Below are 21,500 nucleotides of genomic sequence, written 5' to 3'. Positions count from 1 at the left end.
AGTAAAATATTAGTTAAAGGGCATTGCTATTTGCCTTAAGAAGCTATATCACAAGTAAGATATGCTGTAGTTAGATGATAAAGGTACAAAATACCAACCTGTGATAGTTTGAAAATAAAAAAGATAATCAAAATCGATTTTAATAGAGCGATTTTCTCAAAGTGTAGAAACCAAGAAGTTTTTTCTTATATCGGTGGAAATTTTAGACATAGAGAAAGTTAATGGATCTTAACTTCTATTATCAATTAGGTTACGAGTAGCTTTTTTTAGCTCATTCCTGTAGTAGTCTAGATTTTTTGCAGATTCAACTTTTAAATCTTTAATTTGTTGAGTTAGAAAAGTAATTTGGCTTTCTAAACTTTCCTTTAGATCAGATATTCTTTGTTTAGCTTGCTCTTGGACAAGATCACAATATGATTTAGCATCTTTAGCTAATCTTTCGGCTGTTTCACGACGAATACTTTCTTTAACTAAAGCAGAATATAATTTTTTGATTTTAATCTCGTCATCAGATTCATTAAGAAGAGTTGACCATTCATCTGAGATGTTGCTAAATAAATCTAGCTCATCAATATCTTGAAGTATTTTTATAACATTTTGACTAATAGCCATTAGATTTTAATCCTTATAATATTTTTGTTTGAAAAAATTATTTTAGATAAGCAATAGTGTTTTGAATAAAACTATAAATTCTAACGCAAATGATACCGGATTGTTTAGTCAATTAAAAGAGTATTTTTTCAAATAATTTATAGAAGTATATTGGTTGTCTTAAGCGTATAGTATAAACTAATGTAATTCTTATATTTATGCGGCTGTTAAATATGTTAATAAAGAATGATGATCTTATATTTAGTTCGGTTGAGAAAATAAAGTACTCTGCACGCAGAGGTATGCTAGAGCTTGATATAATTTTAGCGCCATATTTAAATAATTGTTATTTGCAGGAGAATCTTGCCGGTAAAAAGCTTTTTGTTGAGTTTTTAACGAGTGAAGATAGTGATATGTTTGACTGGCTTTTTAAGGGAGTTACTCCTCCGCAAAGATATCAACAACTCATAGTCAAAATTATCAAAGAAAAGAAAAAATTTAATCAAAATAAATTAAAGTAAGATAAAAAGGTGTTATATGAATAACTTATTAAATCACTCAGGAGAATATCCTATTTCTAAGGAAATAATGAATATATCTAAATATTGGCTTATTGATGAAAAAGAAGCTATGACAAAGCTTGTTGAAAAAGTCCATTTGTCAAGTGTTCAAAAAGCACAAGTTAGAGAAAGAGCTTATGGTTTGGTAGAAAAAGTTAGAAAAAGTAGACTCAAAAAATCTGGTATTGATGCTTTTATGATTGAGTATGATTTATCCTCAGAAGAGGGAATAGTGCTGATGTGTTTGGCTGAGGCACTGTTAAGGGTACCTGATAAATATACTATTGACCTACTTATTAAAGATAAGCTTACAAGTGCTGCATGGAAAAGCCATGTTGGTATGGAAAAGCATTTATTTGTTAATGCAGCAACATGGAGCTTGATGCTAACTGGTAAAATTCTCAAAGATCCACATCGCTCTTATAGAAAAGTTTTTCAAAACTTTCTTAAGAAAACCAGTGAGCCTGTGATTCGTCAAGCAATGAAACAAGCGATGAAAATCGTTGGTAAGCAATATGTACTTGGCGAAACTATTGAAGAAGCTCTCAAAGTATCACAACTTAAAGTAGCAAGAGGCTATAGTTATTCTTATGATATGCTTGGTGAAGCTGCGATGACGATGGATGATGCTGAATATTATTATAGTCAGTATCTCCATGCAATACATGAATTAGCTAAGTATGCAACAAATACAGAAATCAAAAAAAATCCAGGGATTTCTATTAAACTATCTGCTTTACATCCACGCTATGAGATTATAAAGCACCAAAGAGTTCATACAGAGTTATATCCAAAGCTGCTTAAGCTTACTCAATTAGCAAAAGAATATAATGTTGGTATGAATATCGATGCTGAGGAAACAGAAAGATTACAAATATCATTAGAATTAATCGAGAGACTAGCTCATGAACCATCCCTGGATGGATTTAATGGGATTGGTATTGTTGTTCAAGCATATCAAAAAAGAGCTCCTTATGTATTAGACTATTTAGTAAATCTTGCTAAGAAAACTAATAGAAGATTTATGATTCGTTTAGTTAAAGGGGCATATTGGGATGCTGAGATTAAGCATGCTCAAGAGCAAGGTTTAGAAGGTTATCCAGTATTTACACGTAAGTATCACACGGATGTGTCATATCAAGCATGTGTCAAGCAGCTTTTTGAGAATCATCAATATATTTATCCTCAGTTTGCAACTCACAATGCTCAAACTGTAGCCGTAGTTTTTGAGTTAGCTAATGGCAATAAAGATTTTGAGTTTCAGTGTTTACATGGTATGGGTGACCCTCTATATGACAATGTTGTTGGTAAAGAAGGCTATGAAGATATCCCATGTAGGATATATGCTCCAGTAGGTGGGCATAAGCATCTTTTAGCTTATCTAGTAAGAAGACTACTCGAAAATGGTGCTAATAGCTCTTTTGTTAATAGAATTGTAGATGAGAATTTACCAATTGAAGAGTTAATTGAAGATCCAGTTAAGAAAGCTATTGATCATGGTTGTGGCCAGCATCCTAATATCCCATATCCAAAAGATATAGTCGCACCAAGGTTAAACTCACAGGGTCATAATACTAATGATTTTGCGGTTTTGGCTGATATGTACAAGCAAATAGAAAAATATACGCTTAAAAATACATATAAAGCAAAACCTATAGTTTCTGGTGTTGAGCTTGATAAGACAATAGCTGAAGATGTTATAAATCCAAATACTAATGAAATTATTGGTAGCGTAATTAACGCTGATGCTAAAATTGCTAAAAGAGCGCTAAAAAATGCTCAAAGTGCTTTTGATGATTGGAATAATACACCTGCAGCAGAAAGGGCAGATATTTTAGAAAAGTTTGCTGTTTTATTAGAAAGAGATACTAACAATTTTATTGCTATAGCAATGATTGAAGCTGGTAAGACTTTAGCTAATGCTATAGATGAGGTTAGAGAGGCAGTAGATTTTTGTCGTTATTATGCAGCGCAAGCTAAAAAAGAGTTCAATGGTGCTATTGAATTACCAGCTTTATCTGATCATCTTAAGCAGATAGAGTTTACTGGTCGTGGAGCTATGGTATGTATTAGTCCTTGGAATTTTCCATTAGCAATATTTTTAGGACAGATTACCGCTGTATTAGCAGCTGGTAACACGGTAGTTGCTAAACCAGCTGAGCAGACATCAATAATTGCTTACAAAGCAGTCAAGCTTTTATTTAAAGCTGGTTTACCTAAGAATGTTTTACAATTTACACCTGGTGATGGTGCAACAGTTGGTAGTGCTTTAGTTAAAAGTCCAGTATGTAAGGGTGTGATTTTCACAGGTTCTACAGAAGTTGCGGCTATTATAAATCAGACTTTAGCAAATAAATCTAGTGAAATAGTACCATTTATTGCTGAAACAGGTGGACAAAACGCTATGATTGTCGACTCATCATCACTTCCTGAGCAGGTTACAGCAGATGTGATACGTTCAGCTTTTGATAGTGCAGGGCAACGCTGCTCGGCATTGCGTATTTTATGTCTTCAAGAAGATATTGCTGATAATTATATCAAGATGATAGTTGGTGCAATGAAAGAGCTCAAAATAGGTGATTCTAAATACCTTGATACAGATGTTGGACCTGTGATTGATAAAGAAGCCGCTGATAATCTAAATGCCTATATTGAAGAGAAAAAAAGCCAGTTTAAGCTTATATATCAAGTTCAGCCTAATCAAGATACGCAAAAGGGTACATTCGTGATGCCTACTGCTTTTGAGATAAGTAAAATATCTGACTTAGGTAGAGAGCAGTTTGGTCCAATTTTGCATATATTGCGCTTTAAGGCTAATCAACTAGATAAGCTTATTAAAGATATTAATGCTACAGGATATGGTCTGACAGCTGGGGTGCATAGTAGAATTAATGAAGTAATGAATTATGTCAAAAACAACATCAAAGCTGGTAATGTTTATGTAAATAGAAATATTGTTGGAGCTGTTGTTGGTGTTCAGCCATTTGGTGGACAAGGTAAATCTGGAACAGGTCCTAAAGCTGGTGGTCCTTACTACATGCACCGTTTAGCTAATGAAAAATTATCAGGAGTTGGGGCTATTGAAGAGATTTATAATCCTGAAAAAATAGCTGAAGATGAAAAACACACTAACAAGCTTATCAAAGATAAATATACTATTACAAATATTGTCGCTGGTGAGAGAACTAAAAAAGATAAATATATTAATCTTAAGTCAACTAATGGTAAAACGCTTGGTAAGAAATATATAGCTTCTGTAAATACTGTAGATACCGCTATAGAAATAGCTAGCAAAGAAGCAGAGCTATGGAATCATGTTAATGCTGAACAAAGAGCTGCTATTATTGAGAAGTTTTTGGAACTATTAGAGAAAGAGCGTCATCTGATAGCTTCATGTCTTGTTGTAGAGTCGAATGTTTCAGTAGAAGATGCACATATCCAAATAGATAAAACTATTCAGCAGGTAGCATACTACTGTCTTCAAGCTAAAAAAGAGTTTGCTCACCCGCAACTTTTACCTGGACCTACAGGAGAAATTGATGAGTTAAGCTTAAAAGGACGTGGTGTTGTAGTAAGTATGTGCTCAAGTTCTGATTTACTCATCAGATTTGTTGGTCAGACAACTGCAGCTTTATTGGCAGGTAATACTGTAGTAGCTAAACCAGCATATACTGGTAACTTAACTGCTTATAACATTGTTAAATTAATGCTAAAAGCTGGGATGAATCCTAAGGCTCTTCATTTAGTTTTATCAGATGATGAAGAGATAACATCGGCATTATTATTTAATAGTAAAGTTGCACTAGTTGCCTTCTCTGGTAGTGTCTCTGCGGTTAAACAGGTTCATCAGGCTTTAGCATTGCGTAGAGGGGCGATTATACCTTTTGTTGCTGAGAGTGTGGCTAAAGATGGTAAGTGTACAAGCTTAGCTATAGAGACAGCTTCGCCATTATACTTACGCAGGTTTGTTGTTGAAAAAACTGTAAGTGTTGATACAACCGCTTCTGGTGGTAATGCTTCTTTAATGAGCTTAGAAGAATAAGGTACAAACTAACAAGAGCTAGGGCTTAGATAACTTTAGCTCTAGGACAAGTTTATCTAATTAAAATTATATCTAAAAATTAGAAATTTTTTCTCAATTGTGAGATTCACAGCCACGGTTTCAACTTCTCATATTTATAAATGCTATTTATAACAACAAAATATTGCAAACTTATTTTCTTGATGATAATTTAATTCTTGTGTTATTAACTTTCTACTAATTTTAAAGGTTAGTCATTATCAAATAATCACAATGAAAGCAGAAGTATAAATACCCGTACTTTCATCTAATTTAAAAATTAATATAAGGAAAGAAAATGAGTGATAATGTATCTGTTAAAAAGATGTCGTTGTTTAGTGCTATTCTTATTGGTATTACATCAATGGTTGGTTCTGGCTGGCTCTTTAGTGCGCAAATGACAGTTAGGAATGCTGGTAATTGGGCTTTTGTAGCATGGATTCTTGCTGCAGTGATTATTGTGATGATTGCACTTTGTTTGGGCAAAGTCGTATCTATCTATCCAGTTCGAGGTGCTACTACTAGATCTAGTGCAATATCGCATAACAGTGTTTTTGCGATGCCATTTGCCTTTGCAAACTGGTTTGGCATTGTTGTAGTGATTTCATCTGAAGCTTTAGCAACTACTCAATACCTTTCTGGTGTGAAATCTATGGGCTGGTTGATGCAAGATGGTATCTTAACTAATTCAGGTACAGCATTTTCTTTATTTGTATTATTTATATATCTTGTAATTAATTTCTATGGAGTTAAGCTTCTAGCGGGAGTTAATAATGCTATCACTACTTTTAAAATGGCTGTACCAGTTATTATTGTTTTGATATTTATAGCATATGCACTTATGCATAGTTCTGATCATGTGAGTATCTTTTCGGCTGATATACCAAATAATAGTCAATTTGGCTTCTCATCAGCATTGACTGCTATAGTTGCAGGTGGTTTGATTTATACATTTAATGGTTTTCAAACTGTTGTGGCATATGCAAGTGAAGTCAAAAATCCGGGTAGAAATGTACCATTAGCAATTATATTGGCTTTAATTTTAGTATTGGCTTTGTATCTTGGTTTACAATATGCATTTATGCAAGCTGTGCCACACCAGTATTTAGTAAGTAAAGGTGGGTGGGCTGGCTTAGATTTTGATTCACCTTTATTACAATTAGCATCCTTATTAGGGCTTGGCTATATCTCTTTTTTACTTATTATTGATAGTGTAATTAGTCCATCTGCAACAGGATATACTTATTTAGGTGCTTCTTCGAGAATGTTATATGCAATGTCATCAGAAGGACAGATGCCAAGATATTTTGCTAAAATTACTCCAATTGTTAATATTTCACGCAGATCTTTACTTGCTAACTTTATCTTATCGGTAATATTTTTATTCTTCTCTGATAACTGGGCTGGATTAATGTTAGTAGTGACAGGTTTTCATATTATAGGCTATATGGCTGCTCCTGTTAGTATGGGTGCATTAGCTCCACGAACTAGAGTATTTGGGTTAGTTGTATTTGTGGTTTTAACTTTATTACTTAATACCGTACAAGTAGAAACTCAGATTAATATGAGTATTATACTAATAGTGTTAATGACTATATATGGAAGTATTGAATATAGAAGAATAGGTATCAAAAAACTTTTAATGCTTATATTGCCATTTATAATCTTTGTATGTTTAGTTACTCCGATAACAAACTATATTGCTGATGGAATTGTTGGAGCAATATTCTACTGGTTTGTTACAGATAAGCGTTATGTCGCATTTTGTAGATCTACAGCAAATGAGAAAAATATTATTGTTGATTAATGCTTATTATGTATAGTCTTTAAGTTTTTATCTATTTATAATACAACTCTAATATTATCAATTTTTTTTCAAACAATGAAAAATACAAAGTGGATTTTAGTTATTCTCTGTTTGGGATATTTTATAGATTTTTATGATCTGACAGTATTTAGTGTTTCTTATGTTGATCTATTAAAACAACAGTTTGGAATATTTGATTCTACTAAAATTCAACAAACATATTACCTGATAAGTAATATTCAGATGACAGGTATATTAGTAGGGGCGATTTTTTTTGGTATTTTAGCCGACAAATTTGGGCGTATTACAGTTATCAAGTATAGTATATTACTTTATTCAGTAGCAACAATATTATGTATCTTTGTAGATAATATTTATGTATTTATGCTATTAAGGTTTTTGGCATATCTTGCTTTAGCGAGTGAATTTGCGGTTTCAAGCGTTTTAATCGTTGAGTTTTTTCCAACTAAAATAGCTGCTTGGGGCATGAGTCTTTTATATATTTTAGGTGTTTTAGGTGGTGTGGTTGCAACACTTTTTGGTGTATTTTCTTATAAGGCGATGTTTATTTTTGGTGGATTTGCTGGCTTGGGTATATATGCCTTTAGAAGAGTTCTCGAGGATTCCCCATATTTTATCGAGTTGTATGCATCAGATAGATTTAAAAATGCTGGGAGTATAGTTTTTCTTTTTAGAAACTATAGTAAGCCCTTGATATTAAATTTTCTAATTACATTACCTTATTTTTTTGTAATCACAGTAATGTTTGCTTTAGTCAAGTTTATTGCTTCTGACATTGATTTTGCTAGTTTAGTGAAGATATTTTTGTTTGGCTTTTTTGCAGGGAATATTATTAGTTGCATTCTCAGTGGCATTTATAACCAGTATTTCAAGTCACCAAATTTATTTTTCATCATAAATATTATTATATTCTTAATAAGTATTTTTGCTTATAGATATATATCGAGTAATTTTATCTTCTTATATGGAATATTTATTGGTTTAATTGGTGGTGGTTATAATATTATGTGGGCTCAATATGCCGCTACTGAGTTTCCGACAGAGGTTCGTTCATTAGCTTGTAATATGATATTTGCCTTAGGTAGGACAAGTAGTATTTTCTTTGGAATTATTTTTGCATCTTGGCTTGCTAGTGAAGAACTGTTTAGACAAAGAGTTAATATTCTTGCTATTGCTGTAGCAATTATGGTTTTATTAATTATTTTCTTTTATAAAAGAAAAAAAGTTTTAGTTAAATAGAGAATAATATTTATGGCAAATAGGATTTTGTTTGGAATTACTGGGAGTGTGTCAGCTTTTAAGACAGTAAATCTAATCCGTCTTTTTATAAAAAACGGTACTCAATGTAAGGCTATTATTACTAAAGGTGCGCAACAATTTATCAAAGCTGAGCTTTTAGTAGCTTTAGGTTGTGATGTTTATACAGATGAAAAACTAGAGATGTTTTGTTATCAGCAAAGTATGGCACATATAAATTTACCACGCTGGGCAAATAAGATATTCATAATTCCAGCATCAGCAAATACACTAGCTAAACTAGCTCATGGCTTAGCCGATGATTTACTTAGTCAAGCTATCCTTGCTAATAATAATAACTCTAAGGTATATCTTGCTCCAGCTATGAATGTAAATATGTGGCAAAACCAACTAACTCAAGATAATGTCAAAAAACTTCAAGCTCTAGGATTTAATTTGATATTCCCTGATGAAGGTCTTCAAGCTTGTGGCGATAGTGGTGATGGTAGACTGCATGAGCCTGAAGAACTTTTTAAGTTGTTAGCTACACCACAAGACTTCAAAAGTAAAAAAGCTCTTATAACATTAGGGGCAACTATAGAAGATATAGATGGCGTTAGGTATTTATCAAACTATAGCTCAGGTAAAATGGGCTTTGCTTTAGTTAAAGAACTCCTTGCTAGAGGCGCAAATGTGATTGTGCTTAAAGCTAAAACCTCAATTAATTTTGATATTAATCATAACCAGCTAAAAATAGTTAAAACTCTAAGTGCTGATGAAATGAATCAAGCAATGTTAGAACTAGCAAAAGATAGTGATATCTTTATTGGTTGTGCTGCAGTTGCTGATTATAAAATCAAGAATAAATTTACTAATAAAATTAAAAAAACAGCTGATAATTTAACTTTAGAGCTTATAAAAAACCCTGATATTTTGGCTAATTGTAAGCAGCATTATCCACAAATTTTTGCGATAGGTTTTGCTGCTGAATCACAAAATATACTTGAATATGCTCAAGCTAAGCTTATCAAGAAGAATCTAAATATGATTGTGGCAAACTCAACGAATGTTTTTGGTAAAGATGATTCTTCTGTGACAATATTATCTAAGCACCGAAATAAACAATATAACAATAAATCGAAGTCAGAAATAGCTAAGTTAATATTAGATTTTGCTAAGGAAATAATATGAGTGTTAGAGAAGTTTGTATAGCTGGTAAATGCAATAACTTGATAACATTAAAAAATGATAATATTGAGCTGACACTTTTGGATTTAGGTGCAGCTGTTTATTCACTTAAAACTCAAGATAAACACGGTAAGTTTGAGAATATAGTCTTACAGTATCAAGATATAACAGAATATTATCATAATCCATCGTATTTTGGTGCGACTGTAGGCAGAGTTGCAGGCAGAATCAAGGATGCTAAGATTGTACTTGATGGTAAAACATATTATCTAGAAAAAAACTATCAAGATAAACATACCCTACATGGTGGATTTAATTGTATCACACATCAGAAGTTTGCTTTTGAACTTATAGATACTAGCAAGGTTAAGTTTACAGCTACACAAAGATCTATAACTGATAAATTCCCAGCCGATGTAACTATAAGCGTGACTTATGAGCTTTTAGAAAATGCTATAGTTATCTATTTTAATGCTGTAGCTACAGCAGATACAATCTTAAATATGACTAATCATTGCTATTATAATCTATCAGGAGATTATAAGACAACAATTGTTAATCACCAGCTTGAAGTTCCAGCAACACAATTTGTCAATGTAGATGTTAATTTGATACCAACAGATATACAAAATTTGCCTCAAGAAATGGATTTTAGACAAAAATCATGTATTGGTGATAAGTTAAAACATCACGATTCTAAATATTTCCGTAAAGGAGGCATTGATCATTGCTATATTGTCGATGGCATGGTAAAGCTTGAAGATAGTAATAGCGGCAGGAAGTTAAAACTTTCAAGTTCATACCCGGCAATGCAGATTTACACCTGTAATGTTAGTAGGGGTCATACTCTTTCTAATGGTAAAATACTCAAACAATATGGTGCAATATGTTTTGAGCCGCAATATATAGGTGCTTTTGATGGTAATTATGATAATCATCCAGCAAAGTTGAGAAAAGGTCAAGAATACCAGCATTTCATAAAATTAGAATTCTGATTTTTTTAAAAAACTTTAAATAAATTAGTAATAATTTTTTGTTAAACTTTTAGATAATAAGGCTCTAACAGGACACTAGAAGTATATGATAGAAATTCACAGTTTCAGACTCATTTTGTGTAAATAAATTGTGCTCTCAAACTAGAAATTCTGCTTATAAGTACTTGATATGATTACTTTTGATACCATTTTCCTGTTTGTTCATCTTTATAATATTTTTTTTTGACAGCTGACCAAGCTACTTCATGTGCTATAGTTTCAAGGTCATCATCTGTTCTTCTCTTACTTTTATCTTTGTATTCTTCCCAGGCATTGTTAAAAGCTGCTTGGTATATTTCTTGTGCATGATATGGTAACACATTTTTTACCCCTTTGGGTAATTCAGCTAGCTTGTTATAAGGCATCTTATTTCTCCTTAACCGTTTACTATTTCTCCGCCATTCGGATGTAACACTTGACCTATAAAATAGTTACTTTCTACATTATTAGCAAGAAATACATATGCCGGAGCTATATCAGCTGGTTGTGCTGGTTCTCCCCACAAACAACTCTCACCAAAATGCTCCACTTTTTCTTTACTAAAACTAGATGGTATTAAAGGCGTCCATACTGGTCCTGGAGCAACAGCATTAACCCTTATACCATCTTTTATTATATTCTTAGCTAGTGAACGAGTAAGTGCCACAATTGCTCCTTTAGTAGATGAATAGTCTATTAAATCAGCTCTACCTTTATAAGCAGTTACAGAAGTAGAATTTATAATACAAGCTCCTTTTTTCATGTATTTAAGAGCTGCTTTTATCATGTATACATAATGATAAAAGTTTGTTTCGAATGTAATTTTTAGTTGTTTAGTTGATATATCAGTTACATCCTCTTTTGGAAACTGAACGGCAGCATTATTTACTAATATATCTATGCCTCCAAAATGATTATATACTTTATCAACAAACCCTTTACATTCTTCATCATTTTTAAGTTCAACCTCAATTGCTAAAATATCCATGGTATTTTCAGTTAATTCTTGAAGTTCTTTTAATGTTTTATCAGCGTCTTCTTTTTCTCTTTTATGATAAGTAAAAGCAACTTTTGCTCCTTCTTTAACATAATGAAGAGATATTGCTTTACCTATGCCACTATCTCCTCCCGTTATAATTGCTACTTTATTTTTAAGCTTATTAGCTGGTTTATAACTTTCATAAATGTGGATAGGCTTATTTACCATCTCTGAAGTTAAGCCGGGCTGATTTTCTTGGATATTTTCTTTTGACTTTTCCATATTTTCCCCTTTTTCTTCAATTTGATAAAAACTTTTAGATTATTTTTTTAAGTAAAAAATTGCTTAAAGCTTTACTTATTCCAGTAACCAGAAGAGGTAGCAGGCTAATTATTTTTATCAAATTCAGTTGCTTCTTTTAACTCCTCTTTTGATTTTCTAAGTTTAACTGTGCATTTGAGTTTTAACGTTGAAAGCTTTTATTGCAAAAGCGAATAACTTATCTCCTATTCCTAAAAAAACCATAGGATACAACTACATATGCAACTTTATCAGTATTAGTATTAAGCATAATCTCTTTTACTTGTTCTAGATTCACACTATCATAATTGGCAATATTGTCAGCTATTATTGTATTTGCTGATAATACTAAATTTTTCATAATTTGCTTCCCCTTATCCATGTAATTAAATTATTAATTAACTTTTTCTATTACAGCGCATCATTTGCTTTTGTTAATTTATCTGCAGGGTCCGGTGTCATTGCATCTTTGGTTTTATAGTATGCTTTCTTTGTTTTAGTAGCTGCAGCATCTCCAGCATCACTTACTTTTTCTTTAACAGTGTCCCAGTTTGATGAGATATCTTCTTTGCTTAAAAATGGTCTAACAGCTAGTATCACCACTAAGCATACACCTCCTACTACTAATAAGATGATTGCTAGTTTTTTGGGGTTAACTTTTTTCATAAATCTCCTTCTCCTTTTTTCTTAGTTTTATATAAGATATCGAATTATTTTTTTAAATATAAAATAAATACTTGCTTAAAGTTTTTTACTTATTCCAGTAATCAGAAGAGGTCTCTGGCCAATTGTTTTTATCAAACCCAGGCGCTTCTTCTAACTCCTCTTTTGATTTTCTAAGTTTAAATTGCGCATTTGCCGTATCAATGTTGAAAGCTTTGATTGGAAAAGCAAATAACTTATCTCCCATTCCTAAAAAACCTCCATAAGATACAACTACATAGGCTACTTTACCTGTATTAGGATTAATCATAATCTCTTTTACTTTTCCTAAGTTTTCACCTTTGTAGTTAACTACCTTTTCTCCTATAAGGTAGCTTGCTGGTAAAGCTAAATTGGCTACATTTTGTTCATTATGGTTGGCAGTTTTTAACATTGAGGTACTACTGTTTTCATTTGAATAACTGGAGCCTAAACCACCAACTAATAATATACTCACTAGAATTAGTTTTGCCTTTTTCATATTAAACTCTCCTTACCATTTTTGACTTTATAGTACTTAGTACTTATTTTGCTAAATTTAGCAAAATAGTTATCTTTATTATTTATTTGTAAAATTCCCTTATAAGATTGTCTTTCCAATATTCCGAATTAGTCTCTGGCCAGTTATTTTTATCAAATCCAGGTGCTTCTTTTAACTCTTCTTTTGATTTATCAAGTTTGAATTGTTTGTTTGCAGTATCAATTTCGAAAGCTGTCATAGGAATAGCAAATAATTTATCACCCAATCCTAGAAACCCACCGAATGATACAACTACATATTCAACTTCACCGGTGTTAGTATTAAGCATAATCTCTTTTACTTCTCCTAGATTCTCACCGTCATAATTTACAACATCATCACCTATAAGTGTAGTTGCTGATAATATTAAATCTTTCATAGCTTATTTCCTTATTGGTTTATACATTGTTTACTTTTCTTGCATTAGATTAAATCTAATACTACTAATCATTTATTTCAGAGATTTCCTCTGAAGGGTCAGGTGTTATAGCATCTTTAGCTTTATAATATGCTTTCTTAGTTTTAGTAGCTACAGCATCACCAGTATCACTTATAGCATCTTTAGCTTTATAATACGCTTTCTTAGTTTTGGTAGCTACAGCGTCACCAGTGTCACTCATAGCATCTTTAGTTTTGTAGTATGCCTTTTTGGTTTTAGTAGCTACAGCATCACCAGCATCACTTACTTTTTCTTGAACAGTGTCCCAATTAGATGAGCTATCATCTTCAGCTGAATAACCTGCAGAAAATAGACTAATAGCTAATGCTACGATTACAAATTTTCCTATTCCTGAAATGCTTTTTGACTTGGTTTTTTTCATAAGTCTCCTCCTTTCTTCCACATTTTAGGGTGTTATTTTAAGCTTTTCACTCACTTCAGATTTGACAACCATTTGTGTAATCTCCTCTTTTTTTAACGATACTTTATATACATCCTAACAGTTATAGAATGTTATCTAAACTTTTTATACAGCATATTTTAATTATTACAAATTTATAATTAATAAAAAATATATATAGATTTAAATAATTGATTGTAGTCGTACAAAAAAATTTATATAAAAATTATTTATTTCTCTGCTGAAAACATCTTATTTCATGTAGCCATTTTAATTAATTTACTTAACTTAAAGTTTAAAGTTAAATTCTTTAATTTATAATTATACTTATAATTATAAATTAATTTAAAAATTTATTTTTAGTATATCTAAATTTTAAAGCTTAAAAATCACAGATACCTTTATTAGACATTTAGGACTATTTTTAATAATAGCCACTAATCATAAAGGTTTATTGACATTGCTGTAGAAACTATAAAAATATTGTTCTCTATGTTAGAGTTTTCCTTGAAAATATAAATCAAAATTAATAAATGATTTATATTTTTTAAAGAAGTCAATAAACAAGAGAAGGGGGATTGGTTATGGCTTACAATGAGAAAAATAGTTCAAATAGAGCTAAAGAAGCAGCTCAAACCAGAAAAGAGCATGATCCTAATGCATTTTCTGAAATGGGTAAAAAAGGGGCTCAAGAGCGACATAATAAATCTGCTGAAGAGGAGAGCAGCATAGCTAAAGAAGCGGCTCAAACTAGGAAAGAGCATGATCCTAACGCATTTTCTGAAATGGGTAAAAAAGGGGCTCAAGAGCGACATAATAAATCAGCTGAAGAGGAGAGCAGTATAGCTAAAAAAGCAGCCCAAACCAGAAAAGAGCATGATCCTAATGCATTTTCTGAAATGGGTAAAAAAGGAGCTCAAGAGCGGCATAATAAATCTGCTGAAGAGGAGAGCAGCATAGCTAAGAAAGCAGCTCAAACCAGAAAAGAGCATGATCCTAATGCATTTTCTGAAATGGGTAAAAAAGGAGCTCAAGAGCGACATAATAAACCTGCTGAAGAAGAGAGCAGCATAGCTAAGAAAGCAGCTCAGACCAGAAAAGAACACGATTCTAATGCATTTTCTGAAATGGGTAAAAAAGGCGGCTCTGCAAATAAAAAAAGTTGATAAAAAACTCTTCATAATTTCTAAACTAGAATTCTAAAACAAGCTTTAATTAGTAAATACAGCTAACTACATATAAAAAAGTCATGCTGAATTTATTTCAGCGTTTCACTATAAGTATTGATTTTATTGAGATCCTGAAACGAATTCAGGATGAAAGAATGTACTATTTTTATTCCTAGTAGGCTATATATAGCCTAATAACAAGTTCCTTAAACTTGTGATATTTTTTAAGAAAAGAAACCTCATAGGAGGTAGCTAGAATTACTGTATTTGATTATGTAGTTGCAAAGCTCTGTCGCGAGATTTTTTGAGATCTACTATTGGTTTGGGATAATTTTTACCAAGGGTTATATTAGCTTCTTGTAGAACTAACTCGCTTACTTCCCAGGGTTTAGCAATTAGTTTATTAGGCAAAAGCTTTAATTCAGGTACATACTTGCGGATATATTCATAAGCTTCAAATTTTTCAGCTTGTAGTACGGGATTAAAAATCCTAAAGTATGGTGCTGCGTCTAAGCCACAGCCAGCTACCCATTGCCAGTTAGCATTGTTACTTGCAAAATCAGCATCAAACAAAGTATCAAAAAACCATTTTTCACCTTGTTTCCAGTGGATTAGACAGTTCTTGATAAGAAAACTTGCTACTATCATACGCACGCGATTATGCATATAACCAGTTTGCCATAGTTGGCGCATACCTGCATCAACTATAGGAATTCCAGTTTGACCTTGCTGCCATTTTTTAAGTAAAATAAGATTATTGTCCCATGCAAAATTATTGAACTTTTGATTAATATTTTTATCATGTAACTGTGGATAATAGTACATCTGATAGTATGAAAAATCACGCCACACCAGCTCTTTGATAAATTGCTCTTCATTTTTGCCGATATGCTCTAAATTTTGTACGGCATTGAAGATTTGATTTGGAGATATTTCACCAAAATGTAAATAGGGTGATAGAGTCGAGGTTGCATCTATATTCATATAATCACGAACAGTCTTATAAGCTTTAATCTTAGTAGTTAAAAATTGCTCAAGTAACTGTGCTGCGGCTTGTTCACCAACTCGCCATTGTTTGATGATGTTTTGCCAAGTCAGTTTTGGTTTTAGTAGCTTTAGCGAATCTAAAGTAGCAGAGCTAGCTAATTTTACTAGCTTATTAAAAACAGTTTTTTTGAGATTTGGTTGATATTTTCTAATTTTAATAAGTTCTTTGTAAAAAGGTGTATAGACTTTATAATGACTACCATCACCTTTTTTGCATTGCCAAGGTTCTATAAGCAAACTGCCATTAAAACTACTGACATTTATATTTTGCGCTTGAAGAAAATGTTTAATTTGAGTATCTCTATCTATGCTATATTTGTCATAGCATCTATTCCAATAGAAATCAGTGATATTATTTTCCTTGACAAGTTTTTTTATAATCTCTAGAGGATTTCCTTTGTAAAAGTTTATTTTTTCAGCCAAAGATTTATTTAGATTAGCTAAAGAGTGATGCAGCCAAAGTTTACTAGCACCACCAATATCTTGGTTTTCATCTTGAATAAATATTGTTATAGTTTCATCAGCTTGGCTAGATTGAGTAAGAGCTGGATTATCAGCTAAGCGTAAATCTTGGCGAAACCAGTGTATTGCTATTTTTTTAGACATATTTCCTCTTTTAGTATGTTATATAGCATTTCAACATGTGTATCAGAGTCATTTAAACACGGTATTAGGCTAAAATCTTTGCCACCTTTTTCAATAAAGTTACGTTTTTCTGTAATTGCTAATTCCTCCAAAGTTTCTAAGCAATCAACACTAAAACCAGGAGCTATGACAACAACTTTTTTATTTTGTTTTGCTAGCTCCTCAAGCTTAACTTTTGTATATGGCTCTAGCCATTTTTTAGGACCAAAACGCGATTGAAAAGATAATATAAATTCAATATCAGAGTATTTATATTGAAGAGTCTCTTTAACTAAGCGGTAAGTTTTATGACAATGGCAGTAATAAGGGTCACCATTGTCAAAATATTGTTGTGGTAAACCATGAAAAGAAAAAACAACTGTATCAGGCATATAGTTCAAACCATTAATATGGGTGTCAACTTGTTGGCTAATGGTTGATATATGATATTTATTATCGTAATAAGGATTTGTACCTTTAATAGTTGGTTGCCATCTTAATTTAGTTAGAACTCTATAAACTTCATCATAAACTGTAGCTGTAGTAGTTGCGGAGTATTGTGGATATAATGGTAATATTATAATCTCAGATGCTCCTTGATCTTGTAAAATTTTGATCTTAGTTTCGATACTTGGATTACCATAGCGCATTGCACAATTAACCATATAACTATCTAATCTAGCATCTAACTTTTTTGCAAGATTTTCGGTATAGAATAATAGCGGAGATTTATTGTGTTGTTTATCCCAGACTGCTTCATAAGTATGAACATTTTTTTTAGATCGGATTGGGAGGATAATTAGATTTAAGATTAATTTCCATAATATTGGATTAGCTTCTATCACTCTACGGTCAGATAGAAATTCTCTTAAGTATCTTTTGATTGATTTAGCATCATAATTGTCTGGAGTACCAAGATTTACTAATAAAATAGCTCGTTTGTTATATTTGCCACTATATTGTTGCATGATTTTACTAAGTTTAATCTTAATCTTAGAGTAATTTTAACAAATAATTTGATTTCTAAAGTTAAATTTTTTTCATATAAGCTTATAAACAGGCTATAATGAGGTTAGACTAATAAGTCTTTCTAAGGAGATTATGATATGAAAAAAATAATTTTGGTAGCAGTTGGATTGTTAAGTGTAGTTATGAGCTATGCTTATATGCGCCCAGCAAACCCGTATACTATGTATTATGGCCCTGAGGTTGAGGAAGAACGAGCTCAAGGAGCTGCCTATGTGCCGCCTGATAGAGAGTTTATTAACTCAAGATATGGTGAGTATATAGACAACAGGCAAGTAGAGTTTAGCCCAGGGGATGATGCAAATAGATTATTCTGGTCTTATAGCCAGCCATAGTTTTAGGGAGACTAAGATGTTAAGAAAAAGTATTGTTTTTACTGTTTTCTGCGTATTTTTTGGATTTGCAGTGGCTTGCTCACATGAAAGTGGCAAGCATTTTAGCTTTAATTTAGATATAAAAGTCAACGGTGATAAGAAAGAACTCTATATTCAGAAATATAAAGAAATAGAAGACTATGTTAAAGAATTTAATGATAAAAATGCTACAAATTATCAAATAGAACGAGTGGAATTCTCTAAATCTTATCAATATGAAAACGTTGAGACCGCATTAGTAACTTTAGTAGAACCTTCTGCAAACAGTGGTAATAAAGATAAATGTAAATGTCATCATCATAATAAAAATTCAAATTAAAATTATTCTACATGCTTAAAGTATTAGCTATAAATCATTATCGTTCATTATTTGACTTAGTGATTCCTTTGAAAAATCTTAATATAATCACAGGAGCAAATGCCAGTGGTAAGTCAAATTTATATAAGGCTCTAAGGCTTTTAGCTGAGACTGCTCAGGGAGGGGTGACGCATTCTTTAGCTAAAGAGGGAGGTCTTAATACGACTTTTTGGGCAGGTCCTGAGAAAATATCTAAACAGATGTTAAAAAGAGAAGTTCCTATACAAGGAGGACCGAAACAAAGAGTTCCTAGATTACGTTTAGGTTTTGCAGATGAGGTATTTGGCTATTCAATATCTTTGGGTTATCCTGAACCACCGTCATCATCAGCTTTCTCACTTGATGCAGAGATAAAAAGGGAAACTATCTGGACAGGTGATGTATATAGAATTCCTTCCGCTTTAGTAGATAGAATCGGTCCTTTAGTTAAAGTCAAAGATGGACGTAAATGGGAAGTCATTGAGCAGTATAATCCAGTGTTTGAAAGTATATTTACTCAGGCCATGTATATTGATAAAACTCCAGAAGTTATCCAATTACGTGAAAAGGTGAGAAGTTGGAGATTTTATGATCATTTTAGAAGTGATAAAGAAGCTCCTGCAAGATTGCCTCAGCTAGGTACACGTACACCTGTATTAAGCCAAGATGGACATGATTTAGCAGCTGCTCTACAAACTATTATTGAAATAGGAGATAGACAGGCATTAGAAGAAGCCATAGAAGATGCTTTTCCAGCAAGTAGACTAGAGATAAAAAAATATGAGAATGGTCACTTTATAGTTGAATTATATCAAGAAGGGCTTCTAAGACCATTATCTGCTTCTGAGCTTTCAGATGGAACTTTACGCTATTTATTGTGGGTTGCTGCGCTTCTAACGCCTAGACCTCCTGAATTAATGGTCTTAAATGAGCCAGAGACTAGTTTGCATCCTGATCTGTTACCAGCGTTAGCAAAACTTATTGTTAAAGCCTCTGAAAAGACTCAAGTATGGGTAGTTTCTCATGCAAATAGATTAGTATCAGCTTTAAAAGAAGCTTCAGAAAGTAATTTAATACAACTTGAGAAAGAGCTGGGTCAAACCAGAGTGCTAGGTCAAGGTTTACTAGATAAACCAAATTGGCATTGGCCAGATGTTAAATAATTAATTTAATGTAGCTGTTAATTACTATATTTAGTATTATTTTATAGTATATAAAATTTTAAGTTTTTTTATAAAATGCAACAATGGCACCAGTTAGAGTTTACGCTAAAATCTAAGTTTTTTGATATTGTTGAAGATTATCTTTTTAATAATCATGCTGGATCTGTAACAAGAATCGATAAGTCTGATGATATAGTGAGTATAGTAGTACTATATGAAAATCATCATAATATAGAGCTTATTATTACAATTCTTGAACAAGAGTTTAAAGATATCTTAACAAGTCAGATAAATTACGAAGTTATCAAAGATCAGCAATGGGAAGCTGCTTGGCTATATGATTATGAGCCAATAGAGATTGGAAAGAATATCGTAGTTTATCCAAATTGGCGTCAACCGCCTCAAGATAACAAGCATACATATATAATAGTTGATCCAAGTATTGCTTTTGGTTGCGGTAATCATGAGACAACTAAGATGTGTCTTGAGTGGTTAGAAATGTATGTAACAAAAAACTCAACAGTCTTAGACTATGGTTGTGGCACTGGAGTTCTAGCTATAGGCGCTGTTAAGCTAGGAGCAAAATATGCCGAAGGTATTGATATCGACCCAAACTCTATTGAGTCATCACAAAAAAATGCTCAAGAAAATGATGTAACTGAGAAAACTCAATTTAGTGATAATCCACCAACACAAAAGTTTGATCTAGTAGTAGCTAATATCTTCTCAAATGTATTGATAAGCTTAGTCGAGAATATCACAACTAGTTTAAAACAGGGTGGCAGGCTAGCTTTATCTGGAATCATAGAGAACCAAGTAGATGAAGTCCAGGAAGTATTTACTAAGCATGGTATTTCATTTGAGCAGCCTAAACAGTTAGGGCAATGGTTCTTATTAGATGGAATAAAAAATGGGTTTTAAAATTGCAGATATAGAAATTGAAAATAATGTTGTACTTGCACCGATGGCAGGTTTTTGTGATAGTGCATTTCGTACTATATGCAAAGAGCATGGGGCAGGGCTAATATATACTGAGATGGTGAGTAACAAAGCTGTAGTAGAGCGTAACTGGGAAACTATGGAAATGCTCTATATGGAAAATAGTGAAAAACCATTAGGTATACAAATATTTGGTACAGATCTTGAGAGTTTTGTTGAGGCTACAAAATATATTGCTGAGAATACAGAATGTGATTTTTTAGATATAAATATGGGTTGTCCAATGCCTAAAATTGCTAAGAAGCTACAAGCTGGAGCGGCACTTCTAAAAGATGTAGATAGAATCCATGAGATACTTACAGCAGTTGTTAAAGCAGTACATAAACCAGTAACTGTAAAAATGCGTATCGGCTGGGATGACCAAAATATAAATGCCGTTGAGATTGCTATGGCTTGTGAAGATGCTGGCGTAAGTGCTATAGCAATTCATGGACGTACTCGTGAACAAATGTATACTGGTAAAGCAAATTGGGATATTATTAGAGATGTCAAAAAAGCCGTAAATACAGTTGTAATTGGTAACGGGGATGTGTTTTGTCCACATAGTGCTAAGGCTATGATAGAACATACAGGTGTAGATGCTGTAATGGTAGGACGTGCTTCCCGTGGTAATCCTTGGATCTTTCGACAAATTGCTGAATATCTAAATACAGGTGAGTTAATACCACCACCGACACCAACTGAGCGAGTTGAGGTATTAGGTGAGCATTTAAGACGCCTTATAAAACTAAAAATCGCCAAAGTAGCTGTCAAAGAGATTCGCACACATGCTAGTTTCTATCTTCAAAATTTACCCAGCTCAAAAGAGTTTCGTATGAAGTTGAATCAATTAGAGAATGAGAATGAGATTTTTAATTTGTTGAATAATTATAAGGAGTATTTAGATGAAAGAAGTATTATATCTAATTTTAGCACTTATTATTGAAACTATCTCTATGAATCACA

At 32.4% G+C, this 21,500-nt stretch carries 22 protein-coding genes; 12 read left to right on the top strand and 10 right to left on the bottom strand.

From position 1 onward, the window contains the following. Window positions 1–228 precede the first annotated feature (228 nt). Window positions 229–612 (bottom strand): kinesin, encoded by a 384-nt coding sequence (locus CGC45_RS05485; protein ID WP_071629328.1) that lies wholly within the window; start codon window positions 610–612, stop codon window positions 229–231. Window positions 613–824: 212 nt separating this feature from the next. On the opposite strand from CGC45_RS05485, the gene CGC45_RS05480 reads away from it, so the two are divergent. The 6 genes from CGC45_RS05480 (at window position 825) to CGC45_RS05455 (ending at window position 10,458) form a co-directional block, all read left to right on the top strand. Continuing rightward, complete coding sequence (locus tag CGC45_RS05480; RefSeq protein ID WP_071629327.1) at window positions 825–1,112, top strand: FAD assembly factor SdhE; 288 nt, start codon at window positions 825–827, stop codon at window positions 1,110–1,112. Between the two features lie 16 nt (window positions 1,113–1,128). Further along, the gene (gene putA, locus CGC45_RS05475) at window positions 1,129–5,193 is read left to right on the top strand and encodes a bifunctional proline dehydrogenase/L-glutamate gamma-semialdehyde dehydrogenase PutA (RefSeq protein ID WP_071629326.1); all 4,065 of its coding nucleotides are present in this window, start codon (window positions 1,129–1,131) and stop codon (window positions 5,191–5,193) included. A 316-nt stretch (window positions 5,194–5,509) separates the two neighbouring features. Next, window positions 5,510–7,018, top strand: a complete 1,509-nt coding sequence (locus CGC45_RS05470) for an APC family permease (protein ID WP_114702084.1) — start codon at window positions 5,510–5,512, stop codon at window positions 7,016–7,018. A gap of 75 nt (window positions 7,019–7,093) precedes the next feature. Then, window positions 7,094–8,278 carry an MFS transporter gene (locus CGC45_RS05465; protein ID WP_071629324.1) on the top strand — a complete coding sequence of 395 codons (1,185 nt, stop codon included), beginning with the start codon at window positions 7,094–7,096 and terminating at the stop codon, window positions 8,276–8,278. A 12-nt stretch (window positions 8,279–8,290) separates the two neighbouring features. Continuing rightward, on the top strand, window positions 8,291–9,466 hold the full coding sequence (gene coaBC / locus CGC45_RS05460; protein WP_071629323.1) for a bifunctional phosphopantothenoylcysteine decarboxylase/phosphopantothenate--cysteine ligase CoaBC: 1,176 nt from the start codon (window positions 8,291–8,293) through the stop codon (window positions 9,464–9,466). Beyond that, entirely contained in the window at window positions 9,463–10,458 is a 996-nt protein-coding gene (locus tag CGC45_RS05455; RefSeq protein WP_071629322.1) for an aldose epimerase family protein, read from the top strand. Before coaBC ends, CGC45_RS05455 begins: the two co-directional genes overlap by 4 nt. Window positions 10,459–10,631: 173 nt before the next feature. Here CGC45_RS05455 and CGC45_RS05450 read toward each other — a convergent pair whose 3' ends face one another. From CGC45_RS05450 to CGC45_RS09020, 7 genes are all read right to left on the bottom strand, one after another. Then, complete coding sequence (locus CGC45_RS05450) at window positions 10,632–10,862, bottom strand: ChaB family protein (RefSeq protein WP_071629321.1); 231 nt, start codon at window positions 10,860–10,862, stop codon at window positions 10,632–10,634. A gap of 11 nt (window positions 10,863–10,873) precedes the next feature. Further along, complete coding sequence (locus CGC45_RS05445; RefSeq protein ID WP_071629320.1) at window positions 10,874–11,737, bottom strand: SDR family oxidoreductase; 864 nt, start codon at window positions 11,735–11,737, stop codon at window positions 10,874–10,876. A 217-nt stretch (window positions 11,738–11,954) separates the two neighbouring features. Continuing rightward, complete coding sequence (locus tag CGC45_RS05440; protein WP_232310084.1) at window positions 11,955–12,116, bottom strand: hypothetical protein; 162 nt, start codon at window positions 12,114–12,116, stop codon at window positions 11,955–11,957. Window positions 12,117–12,166: 50 nt separating this feature from the next. Beyond that, complete coding sequence (locus CGC45_RS05435) at window positions 12,167–12,421, bottom strand: hypothetical protein (protein WP_071629319.1); 255 nt, start codon at window positions 12,419–12,421, stop codon at window positions 12,167–12,169. Window positions 12,422–12,506: 85 nt separating this feature from the next. Beyond that, the gene (locus tag CGC45_RS05430; RefSeq protein WP_084387444.1) at window positions 12,507–12,938 is read right to left on the bottom strand and encodes a PRC-barrel domain-containing protein; all 432 of its coding nucleotides are present in this window, start codon (window positions 12,936–12,938) and stop codon (window positions 12,507–12,509) included. An 82-nt stretch (window positions 12,939–13,020) separates the two neighbouring features. Continuing rightward, on the bottom strand, window positions 13,021–13,356 hold the full coding sequence (locus CGC45_RS05425; protein ID WP_071629318.1) for a PRC-barrel domain-containing protein: 336 nt from the start codon (window positions 13,354–13,356) through the stop codon (window positions 13,021–13,023). 64 nt (window positions 13,357–13,420) lie between these two features. Further along, the gene (locus CGC45_RS09020; RefSeq protein WP_071629317.1) at window positions 13,421–13,798 is read right to left on the bottom strand and encodes a hypothetical protein; all 378 of its coding nucleotides are present in this window, start codon (window positions 13,796–13,798) and stop codon (window positions 13,421–13,423) included. 602 nt (window positions 13,799–14,400) lie between these two features. On the opposite strand from CGC45_RS09020, the gene CGC45_RS05415 reads away from it, so the two are divergent. Continuing rightward, complete coding sequence (locus tag CGC45_RS05415; RefSeq protein WP_071629316.1) at window positions 14,401–14,982, top strand: hypothetical protein; 582 nt, start codon at window positions 14,401–14,403, stop codon at window positions 14,980–14,982. Window positions 14,983–15,243: 261 nt separating this feature from the next. Here the strand turns inward: CGC45_RS05415 and CGC45_RS05410 are convergent, their stop codons facing one another. Both CGC45_RS05410 and hemH read right to left on the bottom strand, forming a co-directional pair. After that, window positions 15,244–16,638 (bottom strand): cryptochrome/photolyase family protein, encoded by a 1,395-nt coding sequence (locus CGC45_RS05410; RefSeq protein WP_071629315.1) that lies wholly within the window; start codon window positions 16,636–16,638, stop codon window positions 15,244–15,246. Further along, window positions 16,623–17,624: a ferrochelatase gene (gene hemH, locus CGC45_RS05405; RefSeq protein ID WP_071629314.1), complete on the bottom strand. Its 1,002-nt coding sequence runs from the start codon at window positions 17,622–17,624 to the stop codon at window positions 16,623–16,625. The genes CGC45_RS05410 and hemH overlap by 16 nt, the downstream gene beginning before the upstream one ends. 138 nt (window positions 17,625–17,762) lie before the next feature. Here hemH and CGC45_RS05400 point away from each other — a divergent pair, with 138 nt between their 5' ends. The 5 genes from CGC45_RS05400 (at window position 17,763) to dusB (ending at window position 21,480) form a co-directional block, all read left to right on the top strand. Then, complete coding sequence (locus tag CGC45_RS05400; RefSeq protein ID WP_071629313.1) at window positions 17,763–18,017, top strand: hypothetical protein; 255 nt, start codon at window positions 17,763–17,765, stop codon at window positions 18,015–18,017. A gap of 16 nt (window positions 18,018–18,033) precedes the next feature. After that, window positions 18,034–18,375, top strand: coding sequence for an FPM13 family metalloprotein (locus CGC45_RS05395; protein WP_071629312.1), 342 nt, complete (start codon window positions 18,034–18,036; stop codon window positions 18,373–18,375). Window positions 18,376–18,386: 11 nt separating this feature from the next. After that, a complete protein-coding gene (locus CGC45_RS05390; RefSeq protein WP_071629311.1) occupies window positions 18,387–19,556 on the top strand; it encodes an AAA family ATPase in 1,170 nt (389 codons plus the stop codon). 75 nt (window positions 19,557–19,631) lie between these two features. Continuing rightward, window positions 19,632–20,477 (top strand): 50S ribosomal protein L11 methyltransferase, encoded by an 846-nt coding sequence (gene prmA / locus CGC45_RS05385; RefSeq protein ID WP_114702083.1) that lies wholly within the window; start codon window positions 19,632–19,634, stop codon window positions 20,475–20,477. Then, the gene (gene dusB, locus CGC45_RS05380; protein WP_071629309.1) at window positions 20,467–21,480 is read left to right on the top strand and encodes a tRNA dihydrouridine synthase DusB; all 1,014 of its coding nucleotides are present in this window, start codon (window positions 20,467–20,469) and stop codon (window positions 21,478–21,480) included. Before prmA ends, dusB begins: the two co-directional genes overlap by 11 nt. The last annotated feature ends 20 nt before the right edge of the window (window positions 21,481–21,500 follow it).

Source organism: Francisella opportunistica, from assembly GCF_003347135.1.
Classification (GTDB): Bacteria; Pseudomonadota; Gammaproteobacteria; order Francisellales; family Francisellaceae; genus Francisella; species Francisella opportunistica.
The sequence above is the reverse complement of the archived record's forward strand: the minus strand, read 5'-3'. Positions and strand labels throughout refer to the sequence as shown.

Excerpts from the sequence above, each read along its gene's own strand:
- CGC45_RS05485 (WP_071629328.1), bottom strand. The coding sequence starts at position 612 with ATGGCTATTAGTCAAAATGTTATAAAAATACTTCAAGATATTGATGAG.
- CGC45_RS05480 (WP_071629327.1), top strand. The coding sequence starts at position 825 with ATGTTAATAAAGAATGATGATCTTATATTTAGTTCGGTTGAGAAAATA.
- putA (WP_071629326.1), top strand. The coding sequence starts at position 1,129 with ATGAATAACTTATTAAATCACTCAGGAGAATATCCTATTTCTAAGGAA.
- CGC45_RS05470 (WP_114702084.1), top strand. The coding sequence starts at position 5,510 with ATGAGTGATAATGTATCTGTTAAAAAGATGTCGTTGTTTAGTGCTATT.
- CGC45_RS05465 (WP_071629324.1), top strand. The coding sequence starts at position 7,094 with ATGAAAAATACAAAGTGGATTTTAGTTATTCTCTGTTTGGGATATTTT.
- coaBC (WP_071629323.1), top strand. The coding sequence starts at position 8,291 with ATGGCAAATAGGATTTTGTTTGGAATTACTGGGAGTGTGTCAGCTTTT.
- CGC45_RS05455 (WP_071629322.1), top strand. The coding sequence starts at position 9,463 with ATGAGTGTTAGAGAAGTTTGTATAGCTGGTAAATGCAATAACTTGATA.
- CGC45_RS05450 (WP_071629321.1), bottom strand. The coding sequence starts at position 10,862 with ATGCCTTATAACAAGCTAGCTGAATTACCCAAAGGGGTAAAAAATGTG.
- CGC45_RS05445 (WP_071629320.1), bottom strand. The coding sequence starts at position 11,737 with ATGGAAAAGTCAAAAGAAAATATCCAAGAAAATCAGCCCGGCTTAACT.
- CGC45_RS05440 (WP_232310084.1), bottom strand. The coding sequence starts at position 12,116 with ATGAAAAATTTAGTATTATCAGCAAATACAATAATAGCTGACAATATT.
- CGC45_RS05435 (WP_071629319.1), bottom strand. The coding sequence starts at position 12,421 with ATGAAAAAAGTTAACCCCAAAAAACTAGCAATCATCTTATTAGTAGTA.
- CGC45_RS05430 (WP_084387444.1), bottom strand. The coding sequence starts at position 12,938 with ATGAAAAAGGCAAAACTAATTCTAGTGAGTATATTATTAGTTGGTGGT.
- CGC45_RS05425 (WP_071629318.1), bottom strand. The coding sequence starts at position 13,356 with ATGAAAGATTTAATATTATCAGCAACTACACTTATAGGTGATGATGTT.
- CGC45_RS09020 (WP_071629317.1), bottom strand. The coding sequence starts at position 13,798 with ATGAAAAAAACCAAGTCAAAAAGCATTTCAGGAATAGGAAAATTTGTA.
- CGC45_RS05415 (WP_071629316.1), top strand. The coding sequence starts at position 14,401 with ATGGCTTACAATGAGAAAAATAGTTCAAATAGAGCTAAAGAAGCAGCT.
- CGC45_RS05410 (WP_071629315.1), bottom strand. The coding sequence starts at position 16,638 with ATGTCTAAAAAAATAGCAATACACTGGTTTCGCCAAGATTTACGCTTA.
- hemH (WP_071629314.1), bottom strand. The coding sequence starts at position 17,624 with ATGCAACAATATAGTGGCAAATATAACAAACGAGCTATTTTATTAGTA.
- CGC45_RS05400 (WP_071629313.1), top strand. The coding sequence starts at position 17,763 with ATGAAAAAAATAATTTTGGTAGCAGTTGGATTGTTAAGTGTAGTTATG.
- CGC45_RS05395 (WP_071629312.1), top strand. The coding sequence starts at position 18,034 with ATGTTAAGAAAAAGTATTGTTTTTACTGTTTTCTGCGTATTTTTTGGA.
- CGC45_RS05390 (WP_071629311.1), top strand. The coding sequence starts at position 18,387 with ATGCTTAAAGTATTAGCTATAAATCATTATCGTTCATTATTTGACTTA.
- prmA (WP_114702083.1), top strand. The coding sequence starts at position 19,632 with ATGCAACAATGGCACCAGTTAGAGTTTACGCTAAAATCTAAGTTTTTT.
- dusB (WP_071629309.1), top strand. The coding sequence starts at position 20,467 with ATGGGTTTTAAAATTGCAGATATAGAAATTGAAAATAATGTTGTACTT.